Here is a 21,337-nt window from a genome sequence, read left to right as displayed (position 1 = left end):
CGGCGTACGCCCGGTCATGCCAGCTCCTCCCGGATCCTGATCCGGCTGCCGACCAGGCGCGGGTCGCGCTGCTCGATCGCCGGCTCCCGAGTGCGTCGCCAGTCGGTCAGCGCGGTGCGGATGACCATCCGCGCGGGCCGATCCGGGTCGACGTATCGGAAGATGAACGACGTGGTCACGATGGCGAGTGCGATCTCCCAGGCCGGGAAGAGCTCGACTTTCAGCGTGAACAGCCAGTGGATGAAGATGTAGAGGGGGACGAGCAGCATGAAGAGCCCGTACTGGGCGTACGGCAGGTGGACCGGCAGGGTGTAGCCGGGCGGCCCGAGGTAGACCAGGCGGGCCCGGTAGATGTCGTCGTCGGTGCGCAGCCGCATCTGATGACCGCGCCTATTCGAAGATCAGGTCGATCAGGTAATCGCCGACGAAGAAGAGTGTGGCCGCGCCGGCGATGAAGGCCAGCCCGACGATGGCGATCGCGGAGCTGGTCAGCACCTTGGAGATCTCGCCCCGGCTGGCCCGCCCGATGAAGATGACGCCCAGGACGGCGAGCAGGATCGGCGCGATCTTGCTGGCGAAGAAGGTGACCACACTGTTGGTGTCGATCCCCTTCGGTGCCGGCTCGGCGAGTGGAGCCGACGCCAGGGTGGAGAGCGCGTGGGCGACGCCGGACGACGCCGTCTCCATGAGCTCGATGGCGATCACTGGAACCTCCCCATATCGCGGCCGGCGGTGCCGCGGCGGTGCAGTAGGCAAGCCTGGCGGGAAATGTGCGCACAGGGCAGAGCGATCTTGACCCTGTGTTCGTTACTCACCACAGAGAGTGGCGAGCTTTGGGCGGTTTTTCCCCGCTTCGGCCCTCCTCCAGGCGTCGCCATCTCGATGCTGGCCAATTCCAAAGCGTACGGGCCGCCCCGGATTGCGACAAGCCGCGAAGGGACTGCCCGTTACCGCCCGGATGACCGATCGTACACCTGTTCCAATTCGCACGTCAGGGCTAGTGGCTCGGGGCGGACCCGGGCTGGTCGGTGCCGCCGCGGCGACCGGTACCGTCTAGTCGTGACCGATCTGGTACGGGCCCCGGGCCCCGTGGTGATGGGCGTCCTCAACGTCACGCCGGACTCCTTCTCCGACGGCGGACGGTACGCCGACCTCGACGCGGCCGTCGGACACGGCGTCCGTCTGCGCGACGATGGCGCGCACCTCGTCGACGTCGGCGGCGAGTCGACCCGCCCGGGTGCCGAGCGGATCGACGCGGCGACCGAGGCCGAACGCGTGCTGCCGGTCATCCGCGAGCTGACCGCCGCCGGTGTGCCGGTCAGTATCGACACGAGCCGCGCCAAGGTGGCCGAGGCCGCACTGAGCGCGGGTGCGACGGTGGTCAACGACGTCTCCGGCGGGCTGGCCGATCCCGACATGGCCCGGGTGGTCCGCGACGCCGGCTGCCCCTGGGTCCTGATGCACTGGCGCGGCCATTCCCGCCAGATGCGCGACCTGGCCAGCTACACCGATGTGGTGGCCGACGTCCGCGCCGAGCTGACCCAGCGGATCGACATGGCACTCGCCGCCGGCGTGGCGGCCGACCGCATCGTCATCGATCCCGGCCTCGGCTTCGCCAAGACGGCCGCACACAACTGGGAGCTCAGCGCCCGCCTGCCGGAGCTGCTGGACCTCGGGTACCCGCTGCTGTTCGGTGCGAGCCGTAAGTCCTACCTCGGCCGCCTGCTCGCCGCCCCGGACGGCACGCCGCGCCCCACCACGCAGCGGGAGGCGGCCACCGTCGCCAGCAGCGTGCTGGCGGTCGCGGCGGGCGCCTGGGGGGTACGCGTGCACGACGTACGCGCCACCACCGACGCGCTCGCCGTCTGGGCCGCCACCGGCAGCCCGAGACTGACCCCCGCCTGGGCCACTCGAGAGGGGACCCGATGACCGACCGGATCCAGCTGACCGGCCTGCGGGCCCGGGGCCGACACGGTGTGTACGACTTCGAACGGGCCCAGGGGCAGGACTTCGTGGTGGACGCCGTCCTGGAGCTGGACCTCTCCCCGGCTGCCGCCAGCGACGACGTCACCGCGACGGTGCACTACGGCGAGTTGGCCGAACGGCTGGTCGCGGTGATCACCGGCGAGCCGGTCAACCTCATCGAGACTCTCGCCGACCGGCTGCTCGCGGTCTGTCTGGCAGACGTTCGGGTCGACTCCGCCACGGTCACCGTGCACAAGCCGGAGGCGCCGGTGCCGCACACCTTCACCGATGTGGCCGTCACCATGACCCGGGCGCGTGCCCGGTGACCCGAGCTGTGCTCTCGCTCGGCAGCAACCTGGGTGACCGACTCGACCACCTGCGCACGGCCGTCGCCACGCTCGGCGACGCCGTGCTGGTGCTCTCCGGGGTGTACGAGACTCCACCGTGGGGGGACACCGACCAGCCCGCGTACCTGAACGCGGTGCTCCTGGCCCAGGACGACGCCGCAACCCCGCGCGACTGGCTGGAGCGGGCCCGAGCCGCGGAGCGCGCGGCCGGCCGGGTCCGTGACCCGCAGCGCCGGTTCGGTCCGCGCACCCTCGACGTGGACGTGATCGCGGTCTGGGGTGACGACGACGAGCCGGTGCTCAGCGACGATCCCGAGCTGACGCTGCCGCACCCCCGGGCGCACCTGCGCGCCTTCGTGCTGCGACCGTGGATCGACATCCAACCGTACGGGCGGCTGCCCGGGCACGGGTGGTTGACCGACCTGCTCACCGCCGGTCCGGCCGCAGTCGACGCGCTGGAACTGCGTCCCCGGCCGGATCTGGCGTTAGAGTCGACAGCATGACCGAGCGGAGCCGGCCGGCATGACGCAGGCGAAGTTTCCCCCACCCGGCGGGTCGGGCCCGGACCGCTCGAGGATGGGCCCTACCCGGATCTCCACGCTGGTCGTGGCGGCCCTGGCCGCCGCGGCGGTGGCCTGGCTGCTGATCAGCACCCTCTACTACAGCGGCATCCCCCGCCTGCCCTGGCTCCCGGTGGTGACGCTGGCCGGGCTCGCCGCGCTGGAGGCGTACGCCGCGGTCAACACCCGCGGGCGAATCGAGCGCAAGCCCGGCCGGGACCCGGTCAACCCGCTGCTGGTCGCCCGGTTCGTGGCGTTGGCGAAGGCGTCGGCGCTCGCCGCGGCCATCTTCACCGGCCTGTACGCCGGGCTCACCGGCTGGCTCTTCGTCGAGACCACCCGGGCCGCCGCCCAGGATCGGCCGGCGGCGGGTGGCGGTTTGCTCGCGTCGCTCGCGTTGGTCGGCGCGGCGCTCTGGTTGGAGCGGTCCTGCCGGGTGCCCGAGCGGCCGGACGACGAGCACGAGTTCGACCAGCGGGAGAGCCGCCCCGGCCAGCGCTGAGCAGGGGGGTTACGCCCGGCTCCGGGCGCGGGTACGGTGCCTGCGACCGGAGAGCAACGGCCGCCCCGGTCCGTCCGCATGCCGGACCGGAGACGGCCGGCCAGCGGGAGGCGTCGACATGGGGTACGAGGAAACGGGCCGGGACCGGTTGATCGAGCAGCCCTCGTCCGGGGTGCCCGCCGCCGTTCTGGAGAACGTCTTCGACGACCCCATTCACGGTGAGCCCGGCCGAGACCGGATCGGCGTGCACGTGGGCTGGGAGATCGTGCTGCTGATCGGTCTCGCCGCCCTGGGCTGGCTGCTCTGGCGGGCCGACTCGGACGTGCTGCGCGCGGCCAACCTGCGGACGCTGCTGGTCGACCTTGTCGGGCTCGGGCTGCTCGCCCTCGCTGCTGGGCTGAGCCTGCGTACCGCCGCCCCGAACCTGGCCATCGGGCCGGTCGCGGTCGCCGCCGCGCTGCACTACGCGGAGCAGGGCGACCGGGGCCTGCCGTCGTCGATCGGCCCGGCCGTCGCGGTCGCCGCGGTGGGTGGGCTGGCGCTGGCCCTGGTCGTGGTGGTGCTGCACGTGCCGGGCTGGGCGGCGAGTCTGGCCGGGGCGGCGGGTGTGGTGGTGTACATCGAACGCCGGTCGGAGCCCGTGCTGGTGCAGGGCAACTACGACCCGGGGCGTAACGCCGGCTACCTTCTCGCCGGTTTCGCCGCGGTGGCGGTCCTCGGCGGGCTGTTCGCCTCGATCCGGGCGGTCCGCCGGCTGGTCGGCCGGTACCGGCCGATCGCCGACCCGGCCCGCCGCCGGGGAGTGGTGGCAGCCGTGGTCACCGCGGCAGCGCTGGTCGGATCGACCGTGCTCGCCGCGCTCGCGGGCGTGCTGCTCGCCGCCAACGGTGACGGACCGGTGACGCCCACCCCCGGGCTGGAGTGGACCGTCGTGGCGATCGGGGTGGCGTTGCTCGGGGGCACCAGCGCGTACGGCCGCCGAGGTGGGGTCTTCGGCACCCTGCTGGCGGTGGGTCTGGTCACCGTCTTCTCGGCGTACGCGCGCACCCGCGGCTGGACGGTGAGCCCTTGGGCGCTCGGCGGCGTGGCGCTCGGTGGCGGACTGCTGGTCACCCGGTTGGTCGAGACGTGCGGGCGGCCTCGGACGGGCAGCACCGACAGGCCCGAGCCGGTCAGCGATGGCGCGATCAGCGCCGGCTGGTCCATGCAGCGGCCGCAGCCGGCCGACAACTGGCCCCCCTCGTTGCCGACCCCGGCAGCGCCGCAGCCGGTCGACCCGTGGCGTGATCCGCGCTGGGAGGACGGCCCGCGGCGCTGGGACGACGGTGACCGGTGAGCCGTGCCGCGTCCGCCGAGCCGGAGCTGATCTCGACGGTTAGGCTCGGCGGCATGACCGACACACCTGCCGCCACCCCCGGCGGAACCTCGTTCGAGGAGCTCGACGCGCTGCCCACCGAGGAGCTACGGGAGCGGGCGTTCGCCCTGGCCCGGGAACGCCGGGACGTGGGGTTCTACTGGTCGGTGCTGCGGCACCTGCCGAACGCGGACGAGGCCACGGTGCTGGACGGCGCACCGAACTCGATCGGCCCGACCATCGACGAGGCCAACGCGCTGTGGCGTGAGCTGACCGGTCACGGCTACGAGGAGTCGGCGCCGTTGTTGCGGGCCGCCTTCATCGACTACCTGCTGAAGCACTGAACCGGCCGGGGCGGCCCAGGTCGGCCCAGCCGCAGGGCTCGGCACCTGGGCGGATCAGGACATTCATCAACCGCTCCGGCCCGGTCAGTCGTTACGGGACAGCCGCCGGCACCGGCGCGCTGGCCGTGCTGCTGCTGGTCGGCATCGGCGGCAGCCCGATGTTCACCGGTTGGGCCGGCACGCAGACCGACCCGACGTCCGCGGGCGCCTACTACGTACGCCTGCTCGCCTGGCCGGCCTGGCGGTTGGACGCGGACGGGCAGGCCGGCGGCCTGCTGGCCGCGGACCTGCGGGCCGTCCTGCTGGTGATCCTCGCGGTGGCACTGCTCTACCTTCTGCCGGCCGCCCAGGTGGCGAGGGTGCCCGGCCCGGTCAGTCAGTTCTTCTCCGGTTGGGCCGCGTACGTGCTGGCCGGTGGGCTGGCCGCCGTGCTGGCGGTGCTGTTCGGCCCGGACCCGTCGATGCTGGGCGCGCTGCAGAGTGCCAGCACCGGCGCCGGCTACGGCTTCCTCACGGGCTGGATCATCGGCACCGCCAGCCTCGGCGGCCGGGCCTGACCCGACGGTCAGGGACCGGCCGCCGGTGGCTCAGCCGTTCGCGCGGCCCAGGTCGAGCAGACGTTGCCGGCTGAGCGCGCCCACCGGCCGGCCATCGTCGGTGACCAGGAGCCGGTCCCGACCCGAGGTGAGCAGCACCGCCAGCGCGTCGTACGCGGAGCCGTCCAGCGGCACGGTGGGCAGGTCCGAGGGGGCGTCGCCGGGCACCGGGTCCAGCGCCTCGCGGTTCAATCGGGTGACCGCAAGGCGGCGGATGCCCCGGTCGGCCCCGACGAACTCGCGGACGAACGGAGTGGCGGGCGTGCCCAGCAACTCGGCCGGCGTGTCGTACTGCTCGAGGTGCCCGCCCTCGGAGAGCACCGCGATCCGGTCGCCGAGCCGGACCGCCTCGTCGAGGTCGTGGGTGACCAGCACGATCGTCTTGCGGACCTCGGCCTGGAGGCGGAGGAACTCCTCCTGGAGCCGGGCCCGCACGATCGGGTCGACGGCCGAGAACGGCTCGTCCATGAGCAGCACCACCGGGTCGGCGGCGAGTGCCCGGGCCACCCCGACCCGCTGCCGCTGCCCACCCGACAGCTCGTGCGGGTAGCGGCGGCCGAACTGGGCCGGGTCCAGTCCGACCAGGTCGAGCAGCTCGTCGACCCGCCGCCGGGTCTGGTCCCGGGACCAGCCGAGCAAGCCGGGCACGGTGGCCACGTTCGTCCGGACGGTCTGGTGTGGAAAGAGCCCGACGTTCTGGATGACGTAGCCGATCCGGCGGCGCAGTCGCACCGGGTCGACCTCGGTGACGTCCTCGTCACCGAGCATGATTCGCCCGGCGGTCGGCTCGATCAGCCGGTTGACCATGCGGAGCACGGTCGACTTGCCGCAACCGGACGGGCCGATCAGCACCACCAGCTCGCCGGCCTTGACCTCCAGGCTGAGGTCCCGAACGGCCTCGGTGCCGTCCGGATAGCGCTTCTTGATGCCCTGTAGGGAGATCGATGCCGCGCGAGGGGATTCGGCCACGCCGCCGGCCTCCGGGGTAACGTCCACGTATGTCCTTCCGCCTGAGCTACCGGGCCGACCCGGGTAACCCCTGGTTCTCCTGGCAGTACGTGCGGGACAACTCTGACACGATCCTCGCCGCTCTGCGCGAACACGCCTCCCTCACCGGGCGTGCGGTGCTGATCGCGGCGCTGATCGCCCTGCCGTTGTCCGTGGCCGCGTACTGGTTCCGCCCGCTGGCCGGCCCGATTCTCGGCGTCACCGGCGTGATCTACACCATCCCGTCGCTGGCGCTGTTCGCGTTCATCGCCCCCTACCTGGGCACCGGCACCACCACCGTGCTGGTCGGGCTGGTGCTGTACGCGCTGCTGCTGATCGTCCGCAACGTGGTGGCCGGGCTCAACCAGGTGCCGCCCGAGGTTCGGGAGGCCGCCGAGGGCATGGGCTACGGCCGGTGGGGCCGGCTCTTCCGGATCGACCTGCCGCTGGCGGTCCCGGGCATCCTGACCGGGCTGCGGCTGGCCACCGTGTCGACGGTCGCGCTGGTCACCGTGGGGGTCCTGGTCGGGCATGGCGGGCTCGGGCAGTTGATCTTCGCGGGCTTCCAGAACAACCTCTACAAGGCCGAGATCATGACCGGCACGGTGCTCTGCGTGGCGCTCGCGATCCTGCTGGACCTGCTGCTCGTCGTGGTCGTCCGGCTGTTTACGCCCTGGTCCGCTCGGGGCGTCCGGTGAGCGCCGCGGAGAGCCCGGTGCACCAGGCGGTGCTCTGGCTCAACGACCCGCTGAACTGGACCAACCCCGGCGGCATCCTGGACCGGCTGGGCGAGCACCTGTCGATCTCCGCCGCGGCGGTGGCGCTCGGTTGCCTGGTGGCCTGGCCGCTCGGGCTCTGGCTGGGCCACACCAGGCGGGGCGGCGGCCTGGTCGTGCTGGTGTCCAACGCCACCCTGGCCATCCCCACCCTGGCGCTGCTGACCATCCTGCCGCTCACGTTCCTCGGCTTCGGCCGTACACCGGTGGTGGTGGCGCTGGCTGTCTTCGCCGTCCCGCCGCTGCTGGCCAACGCCTACACCGGCGTACGCCAGGCGGACCCGGAGGCCCTCGACGCGGCCCGCGGGATGGGTCTGTCCGGCGGGCAGGTGCTGCGCCGGGTGGAGCTGCCGCTCGCGGTGCCCTATCTGGCGGCCGGGTTCCGGACGGCGGCCGTGCAGGTGATTGCGACCGCCGCGCTCGCCTCCTTCGTCAACGGCGGTGGCCTCGGCGAGATCATCCGGACCGGGTTCGGGCTGAGCATCGCGGCCGGCGGGGGCCAGATCGTCGCCGGCGGGGTGCTGGTGGCCGGGCTCGCGCTGATCGCCGAGGTGCTCCTGGCCGGCGTCGAACGGCTGGTCACTCCCCGTCCGCTGCGGCGGGGCCGGCAGCGTCTGGGGCGCACCCGCCCCGCCGACGCGACCGGCCGGGCCTGACCGCTGCTGGACCCGTCGCGCCGCACCCGTCTGGGTGAACGGTCGGCGACCCGGCCGCCACCAGCGGAGCCGGTCGATGACGATGCGGTGACGAAGTCCACCTCAGGTTGTCGGTCGCTTCCGGAAGATGTTGGGTGGATATTCGCGGGCGGCCGAAAGCCAGGATCGCCCGTCGGACACGCGGCCGGCCCGACCCGGGCCGCGCCGGGACACGGAAGGCGGGCACATGCGCGCACGTACACGTTTGGCTATCGGTGCGATCGGCGCCGTCGCAGCGGCAGGGCTCCTGACCGGGTGCGGTGACGCCGGCTCGTCCGGCACCGACGCGCCCCAGCAGAGCGCCTCGGGCGCCGGGTGCGCCCCGGTCTCCGGCCAGCAGCTCGTCGCACTCGACGACGACAAGAAGCTCCAGAACTCCGACAACGTGCTTCCCGCGGTCAACAGCAAGGCCGCCAACCCCCAGCTGATCGCCGCGCTGGACAAGGTCTCCGCCGCGCTGGACACGCCGAAGCTGGTCCAGCTCAACAAGGCTGTCGACGCGGACCGTAAGACCCCCAAGGTGGCGGCCGAGGAGTTCGCCGCCGCCAACAACATCACCGCGGGCATCGCCAAGGGCCCGGGCGGCGAGATCGTGGTCGGCGCCGGCAACTTCAGCGAGAGCCAGACGCTGGGCGAGCTGTACCGGATCGCTCTCACCGCGGCCGGCTACCAGGTCAAGGTGCAGCAGATCGGCAACCGTGAGCTCTACGAGCCGGCGCTGGAGAAGGGCGAGATCCAGGTCGTCCCGGAGTACGCGGCGACCATGGCCGAGTTCCTCAACACCAAGGCCAACGGCAAGGACGCCCAGCCGGTCTCCTCGCCGGACCTGAACAAGACGGTGACCGTGTTGAAGGCCGAGGGCGACAAGGTCGGCATCACCTTCGGCGCCCCCGCCGCAGCGCAGGACCAGAACGCCTTCGCGGTCACCCAGGCGTTCGCCGACAAGTACGGCGTGAAGACCCTCTCCGAGTTCGCGGCGAAGTGCTCCGGCAACGCGACCGTGCTGGGTGGCCCGCCGGAGTGCCAGCAGCGTCCGTTCTGCAAGCCGGGCCTGGAGAAGACGTACGGGCTCAAGTTTGGCTCGTTCTCCTCGCTCGACCAGGGCGGGCCGTTGACCAAGAACGGCCTGCGGACCGGTGCCATCAGCGTGGGCCTGATCTTCTCCTCGGACGGGGCCTTCGCCACCAGCTGAGCCAGCTCGTAACGCGTCGACGACGCCCCCGTCCCGCACCCGGGACGGGGGCGTCCGTGCGTCGCAGGGTCCGTTCCCTCTTGCCCGGATGGTCGGTAGGCTGCACACCCATGCCAGCCCCGGTCACTCCCGACGCCCGGCGTCAACCGCCGCTGCTGACCGTGCTCTTCTGGGTGGGCGTGGCCATCGCCCCGCTGGCCGCGCTGATCCTGCTGGTCGCCGACGGTAACGGCCCCCTGCGGGTCGGCGCGGTGCTCGCCATCACGGCGGTGGTGCTGATCGGCCTCTCCATCGCGCTGCGTTCCGACGGCGATGACGCCTCGGCGCAGATGGCGGAGTTGGCGGACGAGGTCGAGGAGCTTCGCCAGGAGTTGCGCGCCGAGATCGTGGCGGCCGCGCAGCGCGGCAACCAGGCCCTTGACCAGGCGCAGCGGGCGCAGGAGGCGATCGGTGCGGTCCGCCGCCGCCTCGACGCCAGCGGCGCCGCCCTCGCCGGCGCCACCCCCGCAGCGGAGCCGGCCGGCGCCGCCCGGGCGCGGGTGTCCGCCCCCGAGCCGGTGCACGACGCCCCTGCCGGGCGCAGCCCGGTGCACGGCGACGCCCCGGTCGGTCGAGGTCGGGTTCCGGCCCGCGACGACCTGCCGGCGGGTCGGATGTCGGGCACGCCGGACGCCGCGGGTCAACGGGGCCGTGCGGAGCGCGAGGAGCCGGCGTACCCAGGGGCGGCTGCCGAGCGTGGTGCCGAGCCGCCCCGTCCGGTCGGCAGGGTCCGGCACACCGAGACGGTGCACGTCACCACCCGGCACACCGTGGTGGACGGCGGTCCGGCCGAGCCGGGTGGACGGTACGGCGGCCAGTGGACCCCGCCGGCTCAGGAATGGACCCGGGGCGGCGGCGCGGAGGAGCGTTCCCGGCCGGCGGACCGCTCGTGGGGCGACCCGGAGGAGCGCCCCTGGTCCGGCTACCCCGACGACCGTGCCCGCCCCGCTGATGACCGCCGCGCCGCTGATGACCGCCGTGCCGCCGCCGACCGTCGCCCGGTCGACGACCGCTCCTGGAACGGCCAGCCCGCGCACCGAGGGGAACCTGGCCGGCCCGGCGCACGGGAGGCTTCGGGCTGGGCGGCCGACGGGCCTGGCCGCGGTGGCGACGATCCCGGCTGGACGGGCCGCCGCGACGAGCCCGAGTGGACCGACCCGCGCGACGCGTACGCGCAGCCCGACGAGCCCGGCTGGGCGGCGAACTCGGCGCCCCAATCCGGGCCGGCCCTGCGGGCGGACGACACCGGCGAGTACTGGTCGCAGTTGCGTGCCGGTGACCGGTGGGCGGCCGCTCGCGAGGACGACGACGGCCGTGAGCTGCGGGTCGGTGAGCGCCGGGCCGAGGTGCGCGCCGACGCCACCGGCACCGAGTACCGGATGGCCGACCGCTGGGCCTCCGTCCGACACGAGGAGCCGCGCCGTCACGAGGAGCCGCGCCGTCACGAGGAGCCGCGCCGTCACGAGGAGCCGCGCCGTCACGAGGAGCCGCGGGAGCCGCGCCGGCACGGGGCACCTGAGCCGTACCAGAGGGACGAGCCGTACCGTCGGCACGACCGGGACCGCGACGGCGGCTGGCGGGCCGAGCCGGCGGATCGGCCGGCGCTCCCGGCGGGTGGTGTGCCGGTCCCGGACGAGTGGCGCCCGCCCCGCCAGCGCGACCAGCAGCGCGAGCAGCAACGCGACCACCAGCCGGAGCCCGCACCGGAGCGGGGCGGCCGGCGCCGGGTCGAGGAGCGGTACGGCTACCCGCCGCAGGACGACGAACCGCGCGCCGGTGGTGCCCCGGTCAACGACCGCTGGCGCTGACCCCGGCTCGAGCCGGCCGGGTCACTTGTCGATGTCCCCGACCACGAAGAACATCGAGCCGAGGATCGCGATCAGGTCCGGCACCAGGCAGCCGGGGAGCAGGGTGGCCAGCGCCTGCACGTTGGCGTACGAGGCGGTGCGCAGCTTCAACCGCCACGGTGTCTTCTCGCCGCGGGAGACCAGGTAGTAGCCGTTGATGCCGAGCGGGTTCTCGGTCCAGGCGTACGTGTGCCCCTCCGGGGCCTTCAGCACCTTGGGCAGCCGGGTGTTGATCGGCCCGGTCAGCTGGTCCACCCGGTCCAGGCACTGCTCGGCGAGGTCCAGCGAGACGTACACCTGGTCGAGCAGCACCTCGAAGCGGGCGTGGCAGTCTCCGGCGGTCTTCGTCACCACCGGCACGTCCAGCTCGTCGTAGGCCAGGTAGGGATCGTCGCGGCGCAGGTCCAGGTCGAGCCCGGAGGCCCGGGCCACCGGCCCGGACGCGCCGAACGCGGCGGCGTCGGCGGCGGAGAGCACCCCCACGCCCACCGTCCGGGCGAGGAAGATCTCGTTGCGCCGGATCAGGTGGTCCAGGTCGGGCAGCCGCCGGCGGACCTCGCCGATCGCCGCGCGGGCCCGGCCGGTCCAGCCGTAGGGCACCTCCTCCTTGAGGCCGCCCACCCGGTTGAACATGTAGTGGATCCGGCCGCCGGAGACCTCCTCCATCACCGCCTGGATGGTCTCCCGTTCCCGGAAGGCGTAGAAGACCGGCGTGATCGCCCCGATCTCCAGCGGGTAGGAGCCGAGGAACATCAGGTGGTTGAGCACCCGGTTCAGCTCGGCGAGGGCCATCCGCAGCCAGGTGGCCCGCTCCGGCACCTCCATGCCCATCAGCCGCTCCACCGCGAGCACCACACCCAGCTCGTTGGAGAACGCCGAGAGCCAGTCGTGCCGGTTGGCCAGCACGATGATCTGCCGGTAGTCGCGTACCTCGAAGAGCTTCTCCGCCCCCCGGTGCATGTAGCCGACGATCGGTTCGCAGGCGATCACCCGCTCGCCGTCGAGCACCAGCTTCAACCGCAGCACGCCGTGGGTGGAGGGGTGTTGCGGGCCGATGTTCAGCACCATGTCGGTGCCGAGCTGCTCACCGCCCGTGCCGGCGACCAGGCCGGCACCGGTGCCGACGGTCAGTTCACGGAGGTCCCCGGCGTCGGTGGTCATGCCCGTCATCGTGCCACGGCCGGCCCGAGCGGAATGCCGACCGGTTGGCGCAGCCACCAGTGGCCGCCGAGCCCGGTCGGATCGGTCAGCTCGGCCACCGCCGACGCGGCGGCCAGCGCCCGCACGTAGCCGACCGGGTCGGTGCCGGCCAGGCTGAGCGGCGGTCGCCCGCCGTCGGCCCCGGGCGCCCGCAGCGCCTCCCGCTGCGAGACCAGGGAGTACGCACACCGAGCGACCGCCGCACCGGCGGAGGCGACCGAATCCATGGCGACGTGCGCGGTCACGTCAGCCGATCCGTCCGGTACCGGCGGCACCTGTCGCCCACCCCGGTAACCGGTCAACGTCCCGTCCACGGGTCGACTCTCGCCCAGGTGCCCGTAGTCGACGGCCACGGCCATCCCGCGTTGCACCTTCTTGACCGCCTCCGCCCAGGCGTCGTCCCTGGTCCGGCCGATCTCGGCCCGCTGCTGGTCGCTGTGGGGGGTTTCCGCGCTGTCCGGGCTCGCCGGCCACCAGGTCGTCAGCCAGTCGAGATCAGGAGGGCTGACCGGCCCACCAACGGTCTCCGCGCCGCTGTCGGGATCGACCAGCAGATAGCGCCAGCCGTCTTCGGTGTGCACCGCCACGTCCAGTGGCACGTTGTCCAACCACTCGGTTGCCAGCAGAACGCCGGTGATCCCGTCAGGAATCTCGGACACCCAGTTGATCTGCTCAGTCAGGTGTTCGGGGCGGGGGGCCAGCTCAACCGCCGTGAACCGCACCCGTTCCGCAAGCGACGGACGAGCGGTGACCAGCGACGGATCGTCGCCAGACGGGCGGGCGGAACCCCCCACCCCAAGCCCGACGGCGCCCTCGGATGCGACGAGGGCAAGCAGGCCATGGAGCAGCTCTCCCCGCCCAGCCCCCACGTCGACGACATCAAACCGGGCGGGGTGGGAGAGCGCTACGTCCACCTGCGTGATCAGGCGCAGCAGCGCGGCGGTGAACGCGGGGGAGGCGTGCACGCTGGTCCGGAAGTGGGCGGCCGGCCCGGTGCCGGTGACGAAGAAGCCGTCCGGCCCGTAGAGGGCCCGGCTCATCGCGTCCCGCCACGGGATCGACATCAGTTCACTCCGAGCTCAGCGTGCGTCACCGTGCCGACCCTACGGCCACCGGTTGCGGGACGACCGTGATCCCCGCTCGCGGTCGTCCTTCATGCCTGGAAATAGTGCCCTTCGTGCAGGTCGGCGATCAGGCCGGGACGGGTAGGGGCCCAGCCCAGCAGTTCGCGCGTGATCGCCGACGACGTCGGATTGTCCATCTGCGCGAACGACCCGAGGAAGCCGAAGTAGTCGTTCGCCTCGTCGGGCTCGATGCTCCGGACCGGGATGTCGAGATTGCGGCCGATGGCAGCGGCGATCTGGTGGAAGGGGACCCCCTCGTCGGCGGCCGCGTGCAGGCGCGCACCGGCCGGGGCCTTTTCGAGGGCGAGCCGGTAGAGCTCGGCCGCGTCGAGCGTGTGCACGGCCGGCCACCGGTTGTCGCCCTCGCCGACGTACGCGGCGTACCCGTTCTGCCGGGCGGCAGCGACGATGGCGACGATGAAGCCGTAGTGGTCGAGCGTGCTGTGCACCGTGGGTGCGAGCCGGACGACAGAGGAGCGCACCCCGCGAGAGGCAAGACCGGCCACGAAGTTCTCCGCGTCGATCCGGTAGCCGCTCGGGAAGGTGTCGTGTTCGGTACCGGAGCGGCCGACGACGCCGCCCATCGCCAGCATCGCCGTCCCGCTCGTGCCAACCAGGGGTTTGCCGGAGCCGTCCAGACCGTCGGCGAGTGCCTTGAGGGCGTCCAGATCGGCCTCGGCTGCGCCGCCCATGTCGCCGTTGAGCATGAGGTCGTGGCGGAAGGCCAGGTGGATTACTCCGTCGGCGGCGGCCGCTTCCGCACGAAGCACGTCAAGGTCGGACAGGTCGCCGCGGCGTGCCTCAGCGCCGAGCCTCTCGATCGCGGCGGCAGACGTGTCGGAGCGGGCCAGGCCGACGACCTTGTGTCCGGCGGAGAGCAATTCCGGCACGACTGCGGACCCGAGATGACCGGAGGCGCCTGTGACGAATACACGCATGGTAATTCCTTCGTAGGAGGGTCATGTCACCTTGCGACATGACCGTACCTCGTGATGTCGCAAGGTGACATGGTTCAGGAAAAAGAATGTCGCAACGTGACATCGGATACCATCGCCAGATGGCTCGCTGGCAACCAGACGCGCGCGGTCGCTTGGAGGCGGCCGCCTTCGAGCTGTTCCGCGAGCGCAGCTTCGAGCAGACCACCGTCGCCGACATCGCCGCCCGTGCCGGCGTCGACAAACGCACCTTCTACCGGCTCTTTGGTGACAAGCGCGAGGCTCTCTTCAGCGGCAGTGGGCACCTGGAGGAGGTCCTGGTCAAGGCGGTGGCCGAGACGGACGCCGCCCCTTTCGAGGCGGTGGTGGCCGCCTTCCGGCGGGTGGCGGCGGAAATCTTCGCCGACCGCCGTGAGCTGGTCCGGATGCGCCAGTCCATCATTGAGAGCAGTCCCGAGCTGCAGGAGCGTGAACTACGCAAAACGGGCGCAATGATGGCTGCGATCACTGCCGCCCTGCGCGCCAAGGGCCTCGGCGAGACCACGGCCACGCTGGCCGCCGAGTCGGGTGGCACGGTCTTCCGCGTCGCGTACGCCCGCTGGGTCGCGCCCAACAGCGATGCCTCGCTCGCCGACCTGATCGCCGAGGTGGCCAGCGAACTGCGCGCGATCACTTCGCCCCCGGGCCATGCCGTCGGCGGTGTCCCCCGTACGACCGGAGACGTCGACTAACCACCCTTCCTTCGGTGGTGAACGTTTTCACACATGCTTGTTCCGGTTCTGTGCTGCGGGCGCATACTTGCGATCGACCGGTACCCCTTCTCGAGGACTGGATCGTCGTCATGAGCGCACCGTTGCGCCCGCGTCCGGCCGCCCCGCATGGGCCTGCCGCACTGCGGGATCGCGCCGTTCCCGGCGCCCCGGCTGCTGCCACCCCACGTCTGCTCACGGTCGGTGTCATCGGCGCCGGCCGGGTCGGTGCCGTGTTGGGCGCCGCCCTCGCCGCCGCCGGGCACCGGGTGGTCGCCGTCACCGGCGATTCCGGCGCCAGCAGGGCCCGGCTGGCCCTGCTGCTGCCCGAGGTGCCCCCCCGCCCGGTCGTCGCCGTCGCCCACGCCGCCGCCGACCTGCTGCTGATCGCGGTGCCGGACGACGCGCTGGCCGGGGTGGTCGCCGACCTCGCCGACCGGGGCGCGTTGCGTCCGGGCCAGGTGGTCGCGCACACCTCCGGCGCGCACGGGCTGGCCGTGCTGGCACCGGCCGCCGAGGTCGGCGCCCGGCCGCTCGCCCTGCACCCCGCCATGACCTTCACCGGTACGCCGGACGACCTGGGCCGGTTGGCCGGCATCTCGTACGGGGTGACCGCCCCGACGGAGCTGCGCCCACTGGCTGCCCGGCTGGTCACCGACCTCGGTGGGGTGCCCGAGTGGGTGGGCGAGGCGGACCGGCCGCTCTACCACGCCGCGCTGGCGCACGGCGCGAACCACCTGGTGACGCTGGTGAATGAGGCGACCGACCGGCTGCGCGACGCCGGGGTGGCCCGTCCGGAGAAGGTGCTCGCCCCGCTGCTGCGGGCCGCCCTGGAGAATGCGCTGCGGCTCGGCGACGACGCGCTGACCGGCCCGGTCTCCCGGGGCGACGCGGGTACGGTCCAGCGGCACCTGGCCCGGTTGGCCGCCACCGCCCCGGAGTCGGTCCCCGCCTACCTGGCCTTGGCCCGGCGCACCGCTGACCGGGCGATCGCCGCCGGCCGGCTCCAGCCGGTGGACGCGGAGTCGCTGCTCGGCGTGCTCGCCAACACCGACCGGGAGGTGGCGGCGTGAGCGCGGGGACCGAGCCGATCCTGCGAGGTGATGGGGTGACCCAACTCGTGCACACCCGGACCGACCTGGCCAAGGCCCGCGCCGGGCTGAAAGGCACGGTCGGCGTGGTGATGACCATGGGTGCGCTGCACTCCGGCCACGAGACGCTGCTGCGCGCGGCCCGGAAGCAGGCCGACCACGTGCTGGTGACGATCTTCGTGAACCCGCTGCAGTTCGGGCCGAACGAGGACTTCGACCGCTATCCACGGACCCTCGACGCGGACCTGGAGGTGTGCCGGCGGGCCGGTGCCGACCTGGTCTTCGCCCCATCGGTGGTCGACATGTACCCGGACGGCCAGCCCCGGGTACGGCTCGATCCGGGCCCACTCGGCGCGGAGTTGGAGGGCGCGAGTCGCCCCGGCTTCTTCCACGGTGTCCTCACGGTGGTGCTGAAGCTGCTCCAGCTCACCCAGCCTGAGCTGGCGTTCTTCGGCGAGAAGGACTACCAGCAGCTCACCCTGGTCCGGCGGATGGCACGGGACCTGGATGTGCCGGTCGAGGTGGTCGGCGTGCCGACCGTCCGGGAGCCGGACGGGTTGGCGCTGTCCAGCCGCAACCGCTACCTGAGCGAGCCGGAGCGGGCGGCCGCGCTGAGCCTGTCCGCCGCGCTGCGGGCTGGCGCTGAGGCCGCCGACGCTGGCCTCGACGCGGGGGCCGTGCTGACCGCCGCGCAGGCCGCGTTCGACGCTGGTACGCCCGGCGCCCGCCTCGACTACCTGGTGCTGACCGATTCCGAGTTGCAGCCGGCGCCGGTGTCCGGGCCGGCGCGGCTGGTGATCGCCGCGTGGGTGGGCGCCACCCGGTTGATCGACAATGCGGCGATCCGGCTCGCTCCCCGTCCCTGACCCCTCCCGCCGCACCCTCCACCACTCGTCCGAAAGGCCACCCTGATGTTGCGGACCATGTTCAAGTCGAAGATCCACCGGGCGACCGTGACCCAGGCCGACCTGCACTACGTCGGCTCGGTGACGGTGGATCAGGATCTGCTCGACGCCGCCGACCTGCTCCCCGGCGAGCAGGTGGCGATCGTGGACATCACCAACGGGGCCCGGCTGGAGACGTACGTCATCGCGGGCGAACGGGGCAGTGGGGTGATCGGCATCAACGGTGCCGCCGCGCACCTCGTGCACCCCGGTGACCTGGTCATCCTGATCTCGTACGGGCAGTTCGACGACGCCGAGGCACGGACGTACCGGCCGCGGGTGGTGCATGTGGACGCCGACAACCGGGTGATCGAGTTGGGCAGCGACCCGGCCGCGGTGGCCCCCGGTACGGCTGGTGCCCCGGTGCCCAACCCCCTGGCCGTGTTGGGCGCCTGATCTCGCGCGACGCGATCCCGGTCTGTTACCGGCTGGTCATTTCCGGTTACCCTTGTTCCGCTGGCGGAAGCTGGTCGGTGCCTGGGGGAGGCCGCGATGCGTCGTGCGATGACGACCCTGCTCGCCACTGCCGTCGCGGCAGTTCTGCTGGTCGGCTGCGCCTCCTCCGGTGGCCTGGACGGTGACCTGACCGACGACTGGGCAGCGATGCCAGCCGCGGCGGCGTTCGCGCCGGCCGCCGGCGTGTGTCAGGCCGCCGACTTCACCGATGTGGTCACCCTGGCGAGCTACCAGCCGGTGGACTGCGCCGGCCCGCACCGGGTGGAGACCGTGCACGTGGGGGTGTTCCCGATCGAGCGGGCCACCGCTCCGGCCGGCGGCTCGGCGGAGCTGCGTGGCGCGTTCGCCGAGTGCGACACCCGGGCCACCGGGTACGTGGGCGACGACTGGCGGGCCGGCCGGCTGCGGCTGTCGGTGGCGCTACCCTCCGGGCCGGGCTGGGCTGCGGGTTCCCGCTTCTACCGGTGCGATCTCAGTGAGCTGACCACGGTCGAGGCGGCGGCCACCGTGGTGGTCCGGTCGGGCAGCCTGCGCGACGCGCTGAAGGGCCCCTCCGCGCTGCGGTTGGGCTGCCAGCAGACCCGCGGCGGCACGGTCCGGGGCACGCAGACGCTGACTCCGCTGGAGTGTGGTGGTCGGCACGACGCCGAGTTCGTCGGGGTGTGGCGCGCACCGGACAAGCCGTACCCGACGCGGGACGCCGACTGGGCGCCGCTGTACGACGGCTGCCGCAGCGTCCTCAGTCGGTACGCCGGCGTGCCAGACGACGCGGAGCTGCGGTTCCGGGTCGCCGTGGTGGTCCGTCCGCCGGGTGCGGGGCGTTGGCGGGTGGGCGATCGAGGGGTCCGCTGCTACCTGTGGCTCAGCGACCGTACGGTGACCGGCTCGTTGCGGGGCGCGGGCCCGGCCGGCCTGCCGGTCCGGACGAAGTGACCACGGCCTCCGGGTCGGCGCGGCGCGGTACGGGGTAGCCCATAACACTCGTCGCGCCCCCGCCGCCCCGAGCGAGGATGGTTCGGGTTGACTGGGGGGATGGACCTCCCGCGCGTCGACCTGCCGGCCCTGCCCTCGTTGCTGGCCGCGCCCGCGCCCGGCTGGGTGGAGACCACCGACGTGATCGTGGTGGGCTCCGGGGTGGCCGGGTTGACCGCGGCGCTGCACCTGCGCGAGGCGGGCCTGCACGTCACGGTCGTCACCAAGGTCAACATCGACGACGGCTCGACCCGATGGGCGCAGGGTGGCATCGCCGCCGTGCTCGACCCGCAGGACACCCCGGCGGCGCACGCCTTCGACACCGAGGTCGCCGGGGTGGGGCTGTGCGACCCGGCGGCGGTCCGGGTGCTCGTCGAGGAGGGCCCGACCCGGTTGCGGGAGCTGATGCGGATCGGCGCCGAGTTCGACCGGCACCCGGACGGCTCGCTGATGTTGACCCGCGAGGGCGGGCACCGGGCGGACCGGATCGTGCACGCCGGCGGGGATGCCACCGGCGCCGAGGTGCAGCGGGCGCTGCACGCGGCGGTGCAGCGCGACCCGTGGATCCGGCTGGTCGAGCACGCTCTGGTGCTGGACCTGCTCCGGGCGCCCGGCGACGGCCCGGACGGGCTGGGCCCGGCCTGCGGGATCACCCTGCACGTGCTCGGTGAGGGCAGCGAGGACGGCGTCGGCGCACTGCTGGCCCGGGCGGTGGTGCTGGCCACCGGCGGGATGGGCCAGATCTTCGCGGCCACCACCAACCCCGCGGTCTCCACCGGGGACGGGGTGGCGTTGGCGATGCGGGCCGGTGCGGCGGTGACCGACGTGGAGTTCGTCCAGTTCCATCCGACCGCCCTGATCACCCCGTCCGGCTCGGGGGCATCCGGCGTCGGGCACGCGCAGCAGCCGTTGGTCTCGGAGGCGCTGCGCGGTGAGGGCGCGTACCTGGTGGACGCGGACGGCAAGCGGTTCATGGTGGGCCAGCACGAGCTGGCCGAGCTGGCGCCCCGGGACGTGGTGGCCAAGGGCATCCACCGGGTGCTGGTGGCCAGCGGCGCGGACCACGTCTTCCTCGACGCCCGGCACCTCGGTGGGGATTTCCTGGCCGGGCGGTTCCCGACCATCGTCGCGTCCTGCCTGGCGATCGGCGTCGACCCGGCCACCGACCTGATTCCGGTCGCGCCGGCCGCGCACTACGCCTCCGGCGGCGTCCGTACCGACCTGCGCGGCCGTACGTCGATCCCCGGCCTGTACGCGTGCGGTGAGGTTGCCTGCACCGGTGTGCACGGCGCGAACCGACTGGCCAGCAACTCGCTGCTGGAGGGCCTGGTGTTCTCCCGGCGAATCGCCGACGACATCGCGGCGGGTCTGCCCGAGCAGGCTCGTCCGGCGGACACCGGCGCCTGGCGCGGGGGCGCGGGCTGGGTCCTGCCGAGCGAGTCGACGCCGGCCCTGCAGCGGGCGATGACCCGGGGCGCGGGGGTGCTCCGCTCGGCCGGGACGTTGGCCGAGACGGCCGGGACGCTGACCGGGCTGGGCACCACCCGTGGGCGGCCGCGGACCGCCGACTGGGAGGCGACCAACCTGCTCACCGTGGCGTCGACGTTGGTGGCTGCCGCGTACGCGCGCGGCGAGACCCGGGGTTGCCACTGGCGGGAGGATTTCCCGACGGCCGACGAGCGGTGGCTGGGCCACCTGGTCGGGTCGATCGGGGCGCAGGGCGGGTTGTCGCAGCACTGGGAGGGAGCGAGATGACGGAGTCGACGCAGCGGGCGTTGCGGGAGGCCGGACTGGACCCGGCGCAGGTGCGACGGGTGATCGAGACCGCGCTGGTCGAGGATCTGGGGCCGGACTTTCTCGATGTCACCAGCGTGGCCACCATCCCGGCGCAGCAGACCGACACCGCCGATCTGGTGGCCCGCGCGGACGGCGTGCTGGCCGGCCTGGCCGTCGCCACGGCGGTGTTCGAGCTGGTCGGCGAGCTGACCGGCTTCGGCCGTACCGTCGAGGTGTCGGTGCTGGCCCGCGACGGCGAGCGGGTGGCCCGCGGTGACGTGCTGCTGACGGTGGCCGGGCCGACCCGGCTGCTGCTCACCGCCGAGCGGACCGCGCTCAACCTCCTCTGCCGGATGTCCGGGGTAGCCACCCACACCCGCGCCTGGGCGGACGCGCTGGCCGGCACGAAGGCGATGGTGCTGGACACCCGCAAGACCACGCCGGGGCTGCGGGCTCTGGAGAAGTACGCGGTGCGGGCCGGTGGCGGCACCAACAAGCGGATGGGCCTCTTCGACGTGGCCATGATCAAGGACAACCACAAGCTCGCCGCCGGGGGCATCACCCCGGCCTACCGACGGGTCCGGGAGGCGTTCCCGGAGGTGCCGGTGCAGGTCGAGGTGACCACTGTCGGCGAGGCGGTGGAGGCTGTCGAGGCCGGCGCGGACTTCCTGCTGTGCGACAACATGACCCCGGAGGTGCTGGCCGAGGCGGTGGCCGCGGTGGGCGACCGGGCGGAGCTGGAGGCGACCGGCGGGCTGACCCTGGAGGTCGCCGGCCGGTACGCGGCCACGGGCGTCGACTTCCTCTCGGTGGGCGCGCTGACCCACTCGTCGCCGATCCTGGACATCGCGATGGACCTGCGCACCGACTAGTTGTCTAGGCTGCG

The 21,337-nt window shown here is 73.0% G+C and carries 24 protein-coding genes; 18 read left to right on the top strand and 6 right to left on the bottom strand.

Features of this window, described 5'->3' with window-relative positions; genetic code table 11:
- Window positions 1-14: 14 nt before the first annotated feature.
- Window positions 15-377: a hypothetical protein gene (locus V6V47_RS10265; RefSeq protein WP_334627857.1), complete on the bottom strand. Its 363-nt coding sequence runs from the start codon at window positions 375-377 to the stop codon at window positions 15-17.
- A 13-nt stretch (window positions 378-390) separates the two neighbouring features.
- Entirely contained in the window at window positions 391-705 is a 315-nt protein-coding gene (locus V6V47_RS10260; RefSeq protein ID WP_334627856.1) for a hypothetical protein, read from the bottom strand.
- A 354-nt stretch (window positions 706-1,059) separates the two neighbouring features.
- Here V6V47_RS10260 and folP point away from each other — a divergent pair, with 354 nt between their 5' ends.
- The 7 genes from folP to V6V47_RS10225 all read left to right on the top strand — a co-directional run bounded on the left by folP (window position 1,060) and on the right by V6V47_RS10225 (window position 5,629).
- Window positions 1,060-1,929: a dihydropteroate synthase gene (gene folP, locus V6V47_RS10255; RefSeq protein WP_334627855.1), complete on the top strand. Its 870-nt coding sequence runs from the start codon at window positions 1,060-1,062 to the stop codon at window positions 1,927-1,929.
- Entirely contained in the window at window positions 1,926-2,291 is a 366-nt protein-coding gene (gene folB, locus V6V47_RS10250) for a dihydroneopterin aldolase (protein ID WP_334627854.1), read from the top strand. Before folP ends, folB begins: the two co-directional genes overlap by 4 nt.
- Window positions 2,288-2,815 (top strand): 2-amino-4-hydroxy-6-hydroxymethyldihydropteridine diphosphokinase, encoded by a 528-nt coding sequence (folK, locus tag V6V47_RS10245; protein ID WP_334627853.1) that lies wholly within the window; start codon window positions 2,288-2,290, stop codon window positions 2,813-2,815. Before folB ends, folK begins: the two co-directional genes overlap by 4 nt.
- A 19-nt stretch (window positions 2,816-2,834) precedes the next feature.
- Window positions 2,835-3,374: a DUF3180 domain-containing protein gene (locus V6V47_RS10240; protein WP_334627852.1), complete on the top strand. Its 540-nt coding sequence runs from the start codon at window positions 2,835-2,837 to the stop codon at window positions 3,372-3,374.
- Between the two features lie 118 nt (window positions 3,375-3,492).
- Window positions 3,493-4,710 carry an ABC transporter permease gene (locus tag V6V47_RS10235; RefSeq protein WP_334627851.1) on the top strand — a complete coding sequence of 406 codons (1,218 nt, stop codon included), beginning with the start codon at window positions 3,493-3,495 and terminating at the stop codon, window positions 4,708-4,710.
- Window positions 4,711-4,763: 53 nt separating this feature from the next.
- On the top strand, window positions 4,764-5,072 hold the full coding sequence (locus V6V47_RS10230; protein WP_334627850.1) for a hypothetical protein: 309 nt from the start codon (window positions 4,764-4,766) through the stop codon (window positions 5,070-5,072).
- A 125-nt stretch (window positions 5,073-5,197) separates the two neighbouring features.
- Entirely contained in the window at window positions 5,198-5,629 is a 432-nt protein-coding gene (locus V6V47_RS10225) for a hypothetical protein (RefSeq protein ID WP_334627849.1), read from the top strand.
- Window positions 5,630-5,659: 30 nt separating this feature from the next.
- Here V6V47_RS10225 and V6V47_RS10220 read toward each other — a convergent pair whose 3' ends face one another.
- Complete coding sequence (locus V6V47_RS10220) at window positions 5,660-6,664, bottom strand: ABC transporter ATP-binding protein (RefSeq protein WP_442934209.1); 1,005 nt, start codon at window positions 6,662-6,664, stop codon at window positions 5,660-5,662.
- Between the two features lie 2 nt (window positions 6,665-6,666).
- Between V6V47_RS10220 and V6V47_RS10215 the strand changes: the two genes are divergently transcribed.
- From V6V47_RS10215 to V6V47_RS10200, 4 genes are all read left to right on the top strand, one after another.
- The gene (locus V6V47_RS10215) at window positions 6,667-7,353 is read left to right on the top strand and encodes an ABC transporter permease (RefSeq protein WP_334627848.1); all 687 of its coding nucleotides are present in this window, start codon (window positions 6,667-6,669) and stop codon (window positions 7,351-7,353) included.
- Window positions 7,350-8,087 (top strand): ABC transporter permease, encoded by a 738-nt coding sequence (locus V6V47_RS10210; protein ID WP_334627847.1) that lies wholly within the window; start codon window positions 7,350-7,352, stop codon window positions 8,085-8,087. The genes V6V47_RS10215 and V6V47_RS10210 overlap by 4 nt, the downstream gene beginning before the upstream one ends.
- Before the next feature lie 226 nt (window positions 8,088-8,313).
- A complete protein-coding gene (locus tag V6V47_RS10205; protein ID WP_334627846.1) occupies window positions 8,314-9,318 on the top strand; it encodes a glycine betaine ABC transporter substrate-binding protein in 1,005 nt (334 codons plus the stop codon).
- Between the two features lie 110 nt (window positions 9,319-9,428).
- Window positions 9,429-11,165 carry a hypothetical protein gene (locus V6V47_RS10200; RefSeq protein WP_334627845.1) on the top strand — a complete coding sequence of 579 codons (1,737 nt, stop codon included), beginning with the start codon at window positions 9,429-9,431 and terminating at the stop codon, window positions 11,163-11,165.
- A gap of 21 nt (window positions 11,166-11,186) precedes the next feature.
- Here V6V47_RS10200 and V6V47_RS10195 read toward each other — a convergent pair whose 3' ends face one another.
- The 3 genes from V6V47_RS10195 to V6V47_RS10185 form a co-directional block, all read right to left on the bottom strand.
- Window positions 11,187-12,374 carry an NADH-quinone oxidoreductase subunit D gene (locus tag V6V47_RS10195; protein ID WP_334627844.1) on the bottom strand — a complete coding sequence of 396 codons (1,188 nt, stop codon included), beginning with the start codon at window positions 12,372-12,374 and terminating at the stop codon, window positions 11,187-11,189.
- Window positions 12,371-13,468, bottom strand: a complete 1,098-nt coding sequence (locus V6V47_RS10190; RefSeq protein ID WP_334627843.1) for an SAM-dependent methyltransferase — start codon at window positions 13,466-13,468, stop codon at window positions 12,371-12,373. Before V6V47_RS10190 ends, V6V47_RS10195 begins: the two co-directional genes overlap by 4 nt.
- An 89-nt stretch (window positions 13,469-13,557) precedes the next feature.
- Window positions 13,558-14,466 (bottom strand): SDR family oxidoreductase, encoded by a 909-nt coding sequence (locus V6V47_RS10185; protein ID WP_334627842.1) that lies wholly within the window; start codon window positions 14,464-14,466, stop codon window positions 13,558-13,560.
- Window positions 14,467-14,552: 86 nt separating this feature from the next.
- On the opposite strand from V6V47_RS10185, the gene V6V47_RS10180 reads away from it, so the two are divergent.
- The 7 genes from V6V47_RS10180 to nadC all read left to right on the top strand — a co-directional run bounded on the left by V6V47_RS10180 (window position 14,553) and on the right by nadC (window position 21,323).
- Entirely contained in the window at window positions 14,553-15,194 is a 642-nt protein-coding gene (locus V6V47_RS10180; RefSeq protein WP_334627841.1) for a TetR/AcrR family transcriptional regulator, read from the top strand.
- 110 nt (window positions 15,195-15,304) lie between these two features.
- Window positions 15,305-16,285 (top strand): Rossmann-like and DUF2520 domain-containing protein, encoded by a 981-nt coding sequence (locus V6V47_RS10175; protein WP_334627840.1) that lies wholly within the window; start codon window positions 15,305-15,307, stop codon window positions 16,283-16,285.
- A 35-nt stretch (window positions 16,286-16,320) separates the two neighbouring features.
- Window positions 16,321-17,169 carry a pantoate--beta-alanine ligase gene (gene panC / locus V6V47_RS10170; RefSeq protein WP_334627950.1) on the top strand — a complete coding sequence of 283 codons (849 nt, stop codon included), beginning with the start codon at window positions 16,321-16,323 and terminating at the stop codon, window positions 17,167-17,169.
- A 45-nt stretch (window positions 17,170-17,214) separates the two neighbouring features.
- Window positions 17,215-17,643, top strand: coding sequence for an aspartate 1-decarboxylase (gene panD, locus V6V47_RS10165; protein ID WP_334627839.1), 429 nt, complete (start codon window positions 17,215-17,217; stop codon window positions 17,641-17,643).
- 96 nt (window positions 17,644-17,739) lie between these two features.
- Window positions 17,740-18,636, top strand: coding sequence for a septum formation family protein (locus V6V47_RS10160; protein WP_334627838.1), 897 nt, complete (start codon window positions 17,740-17,742; stop codon window positions 18,634-18,636).
- A 99-nt stretch (window positions 18,637-18,735) separates the two neighbouring features.
- Complete coding sequence (locus V6V47_RS10155) at window positions 18,736-20,430, top strand: L-aspartate oxidase (RefSeq protein WP_334627837.1); 1,695 nt, start codon at window positions 18,736-18,738, stop codon at window positions 20,428-20,430.
- Window positions 20,427-21,323 (top strand): carboxylating nicotinate-nucleotide diphosphorylase, encoded by an 897-nt coding sequence (gene nadC, locus V6V47_RS10150; RefSeq protein WP_334627836.1) that lies wholly within the window; start codon window positions 20,427-20,429, stop codon window positions 21,321-21,323. The genes V6V47_RS10155 and nadC overlap by 4 nt, the downstream gene beginning before the upstream one ends.
- The last annotated feature ends 14 nt before the right edge of the window (window positions 21,324-21,337 follow it).

Source organism: Micromonospora sp. CPCC 205539 (assembly GCF_036906815.1).
GTDB lineage: Bacteria > Actinomycetota > Actinomycetes > Mycobacteriales > Micromonosporaceae > Micromonospora.
Note: the sequence above shows the minus strand (reverse complement) of the source record. Positions and strands in the feature narration are given on the sequence as shown.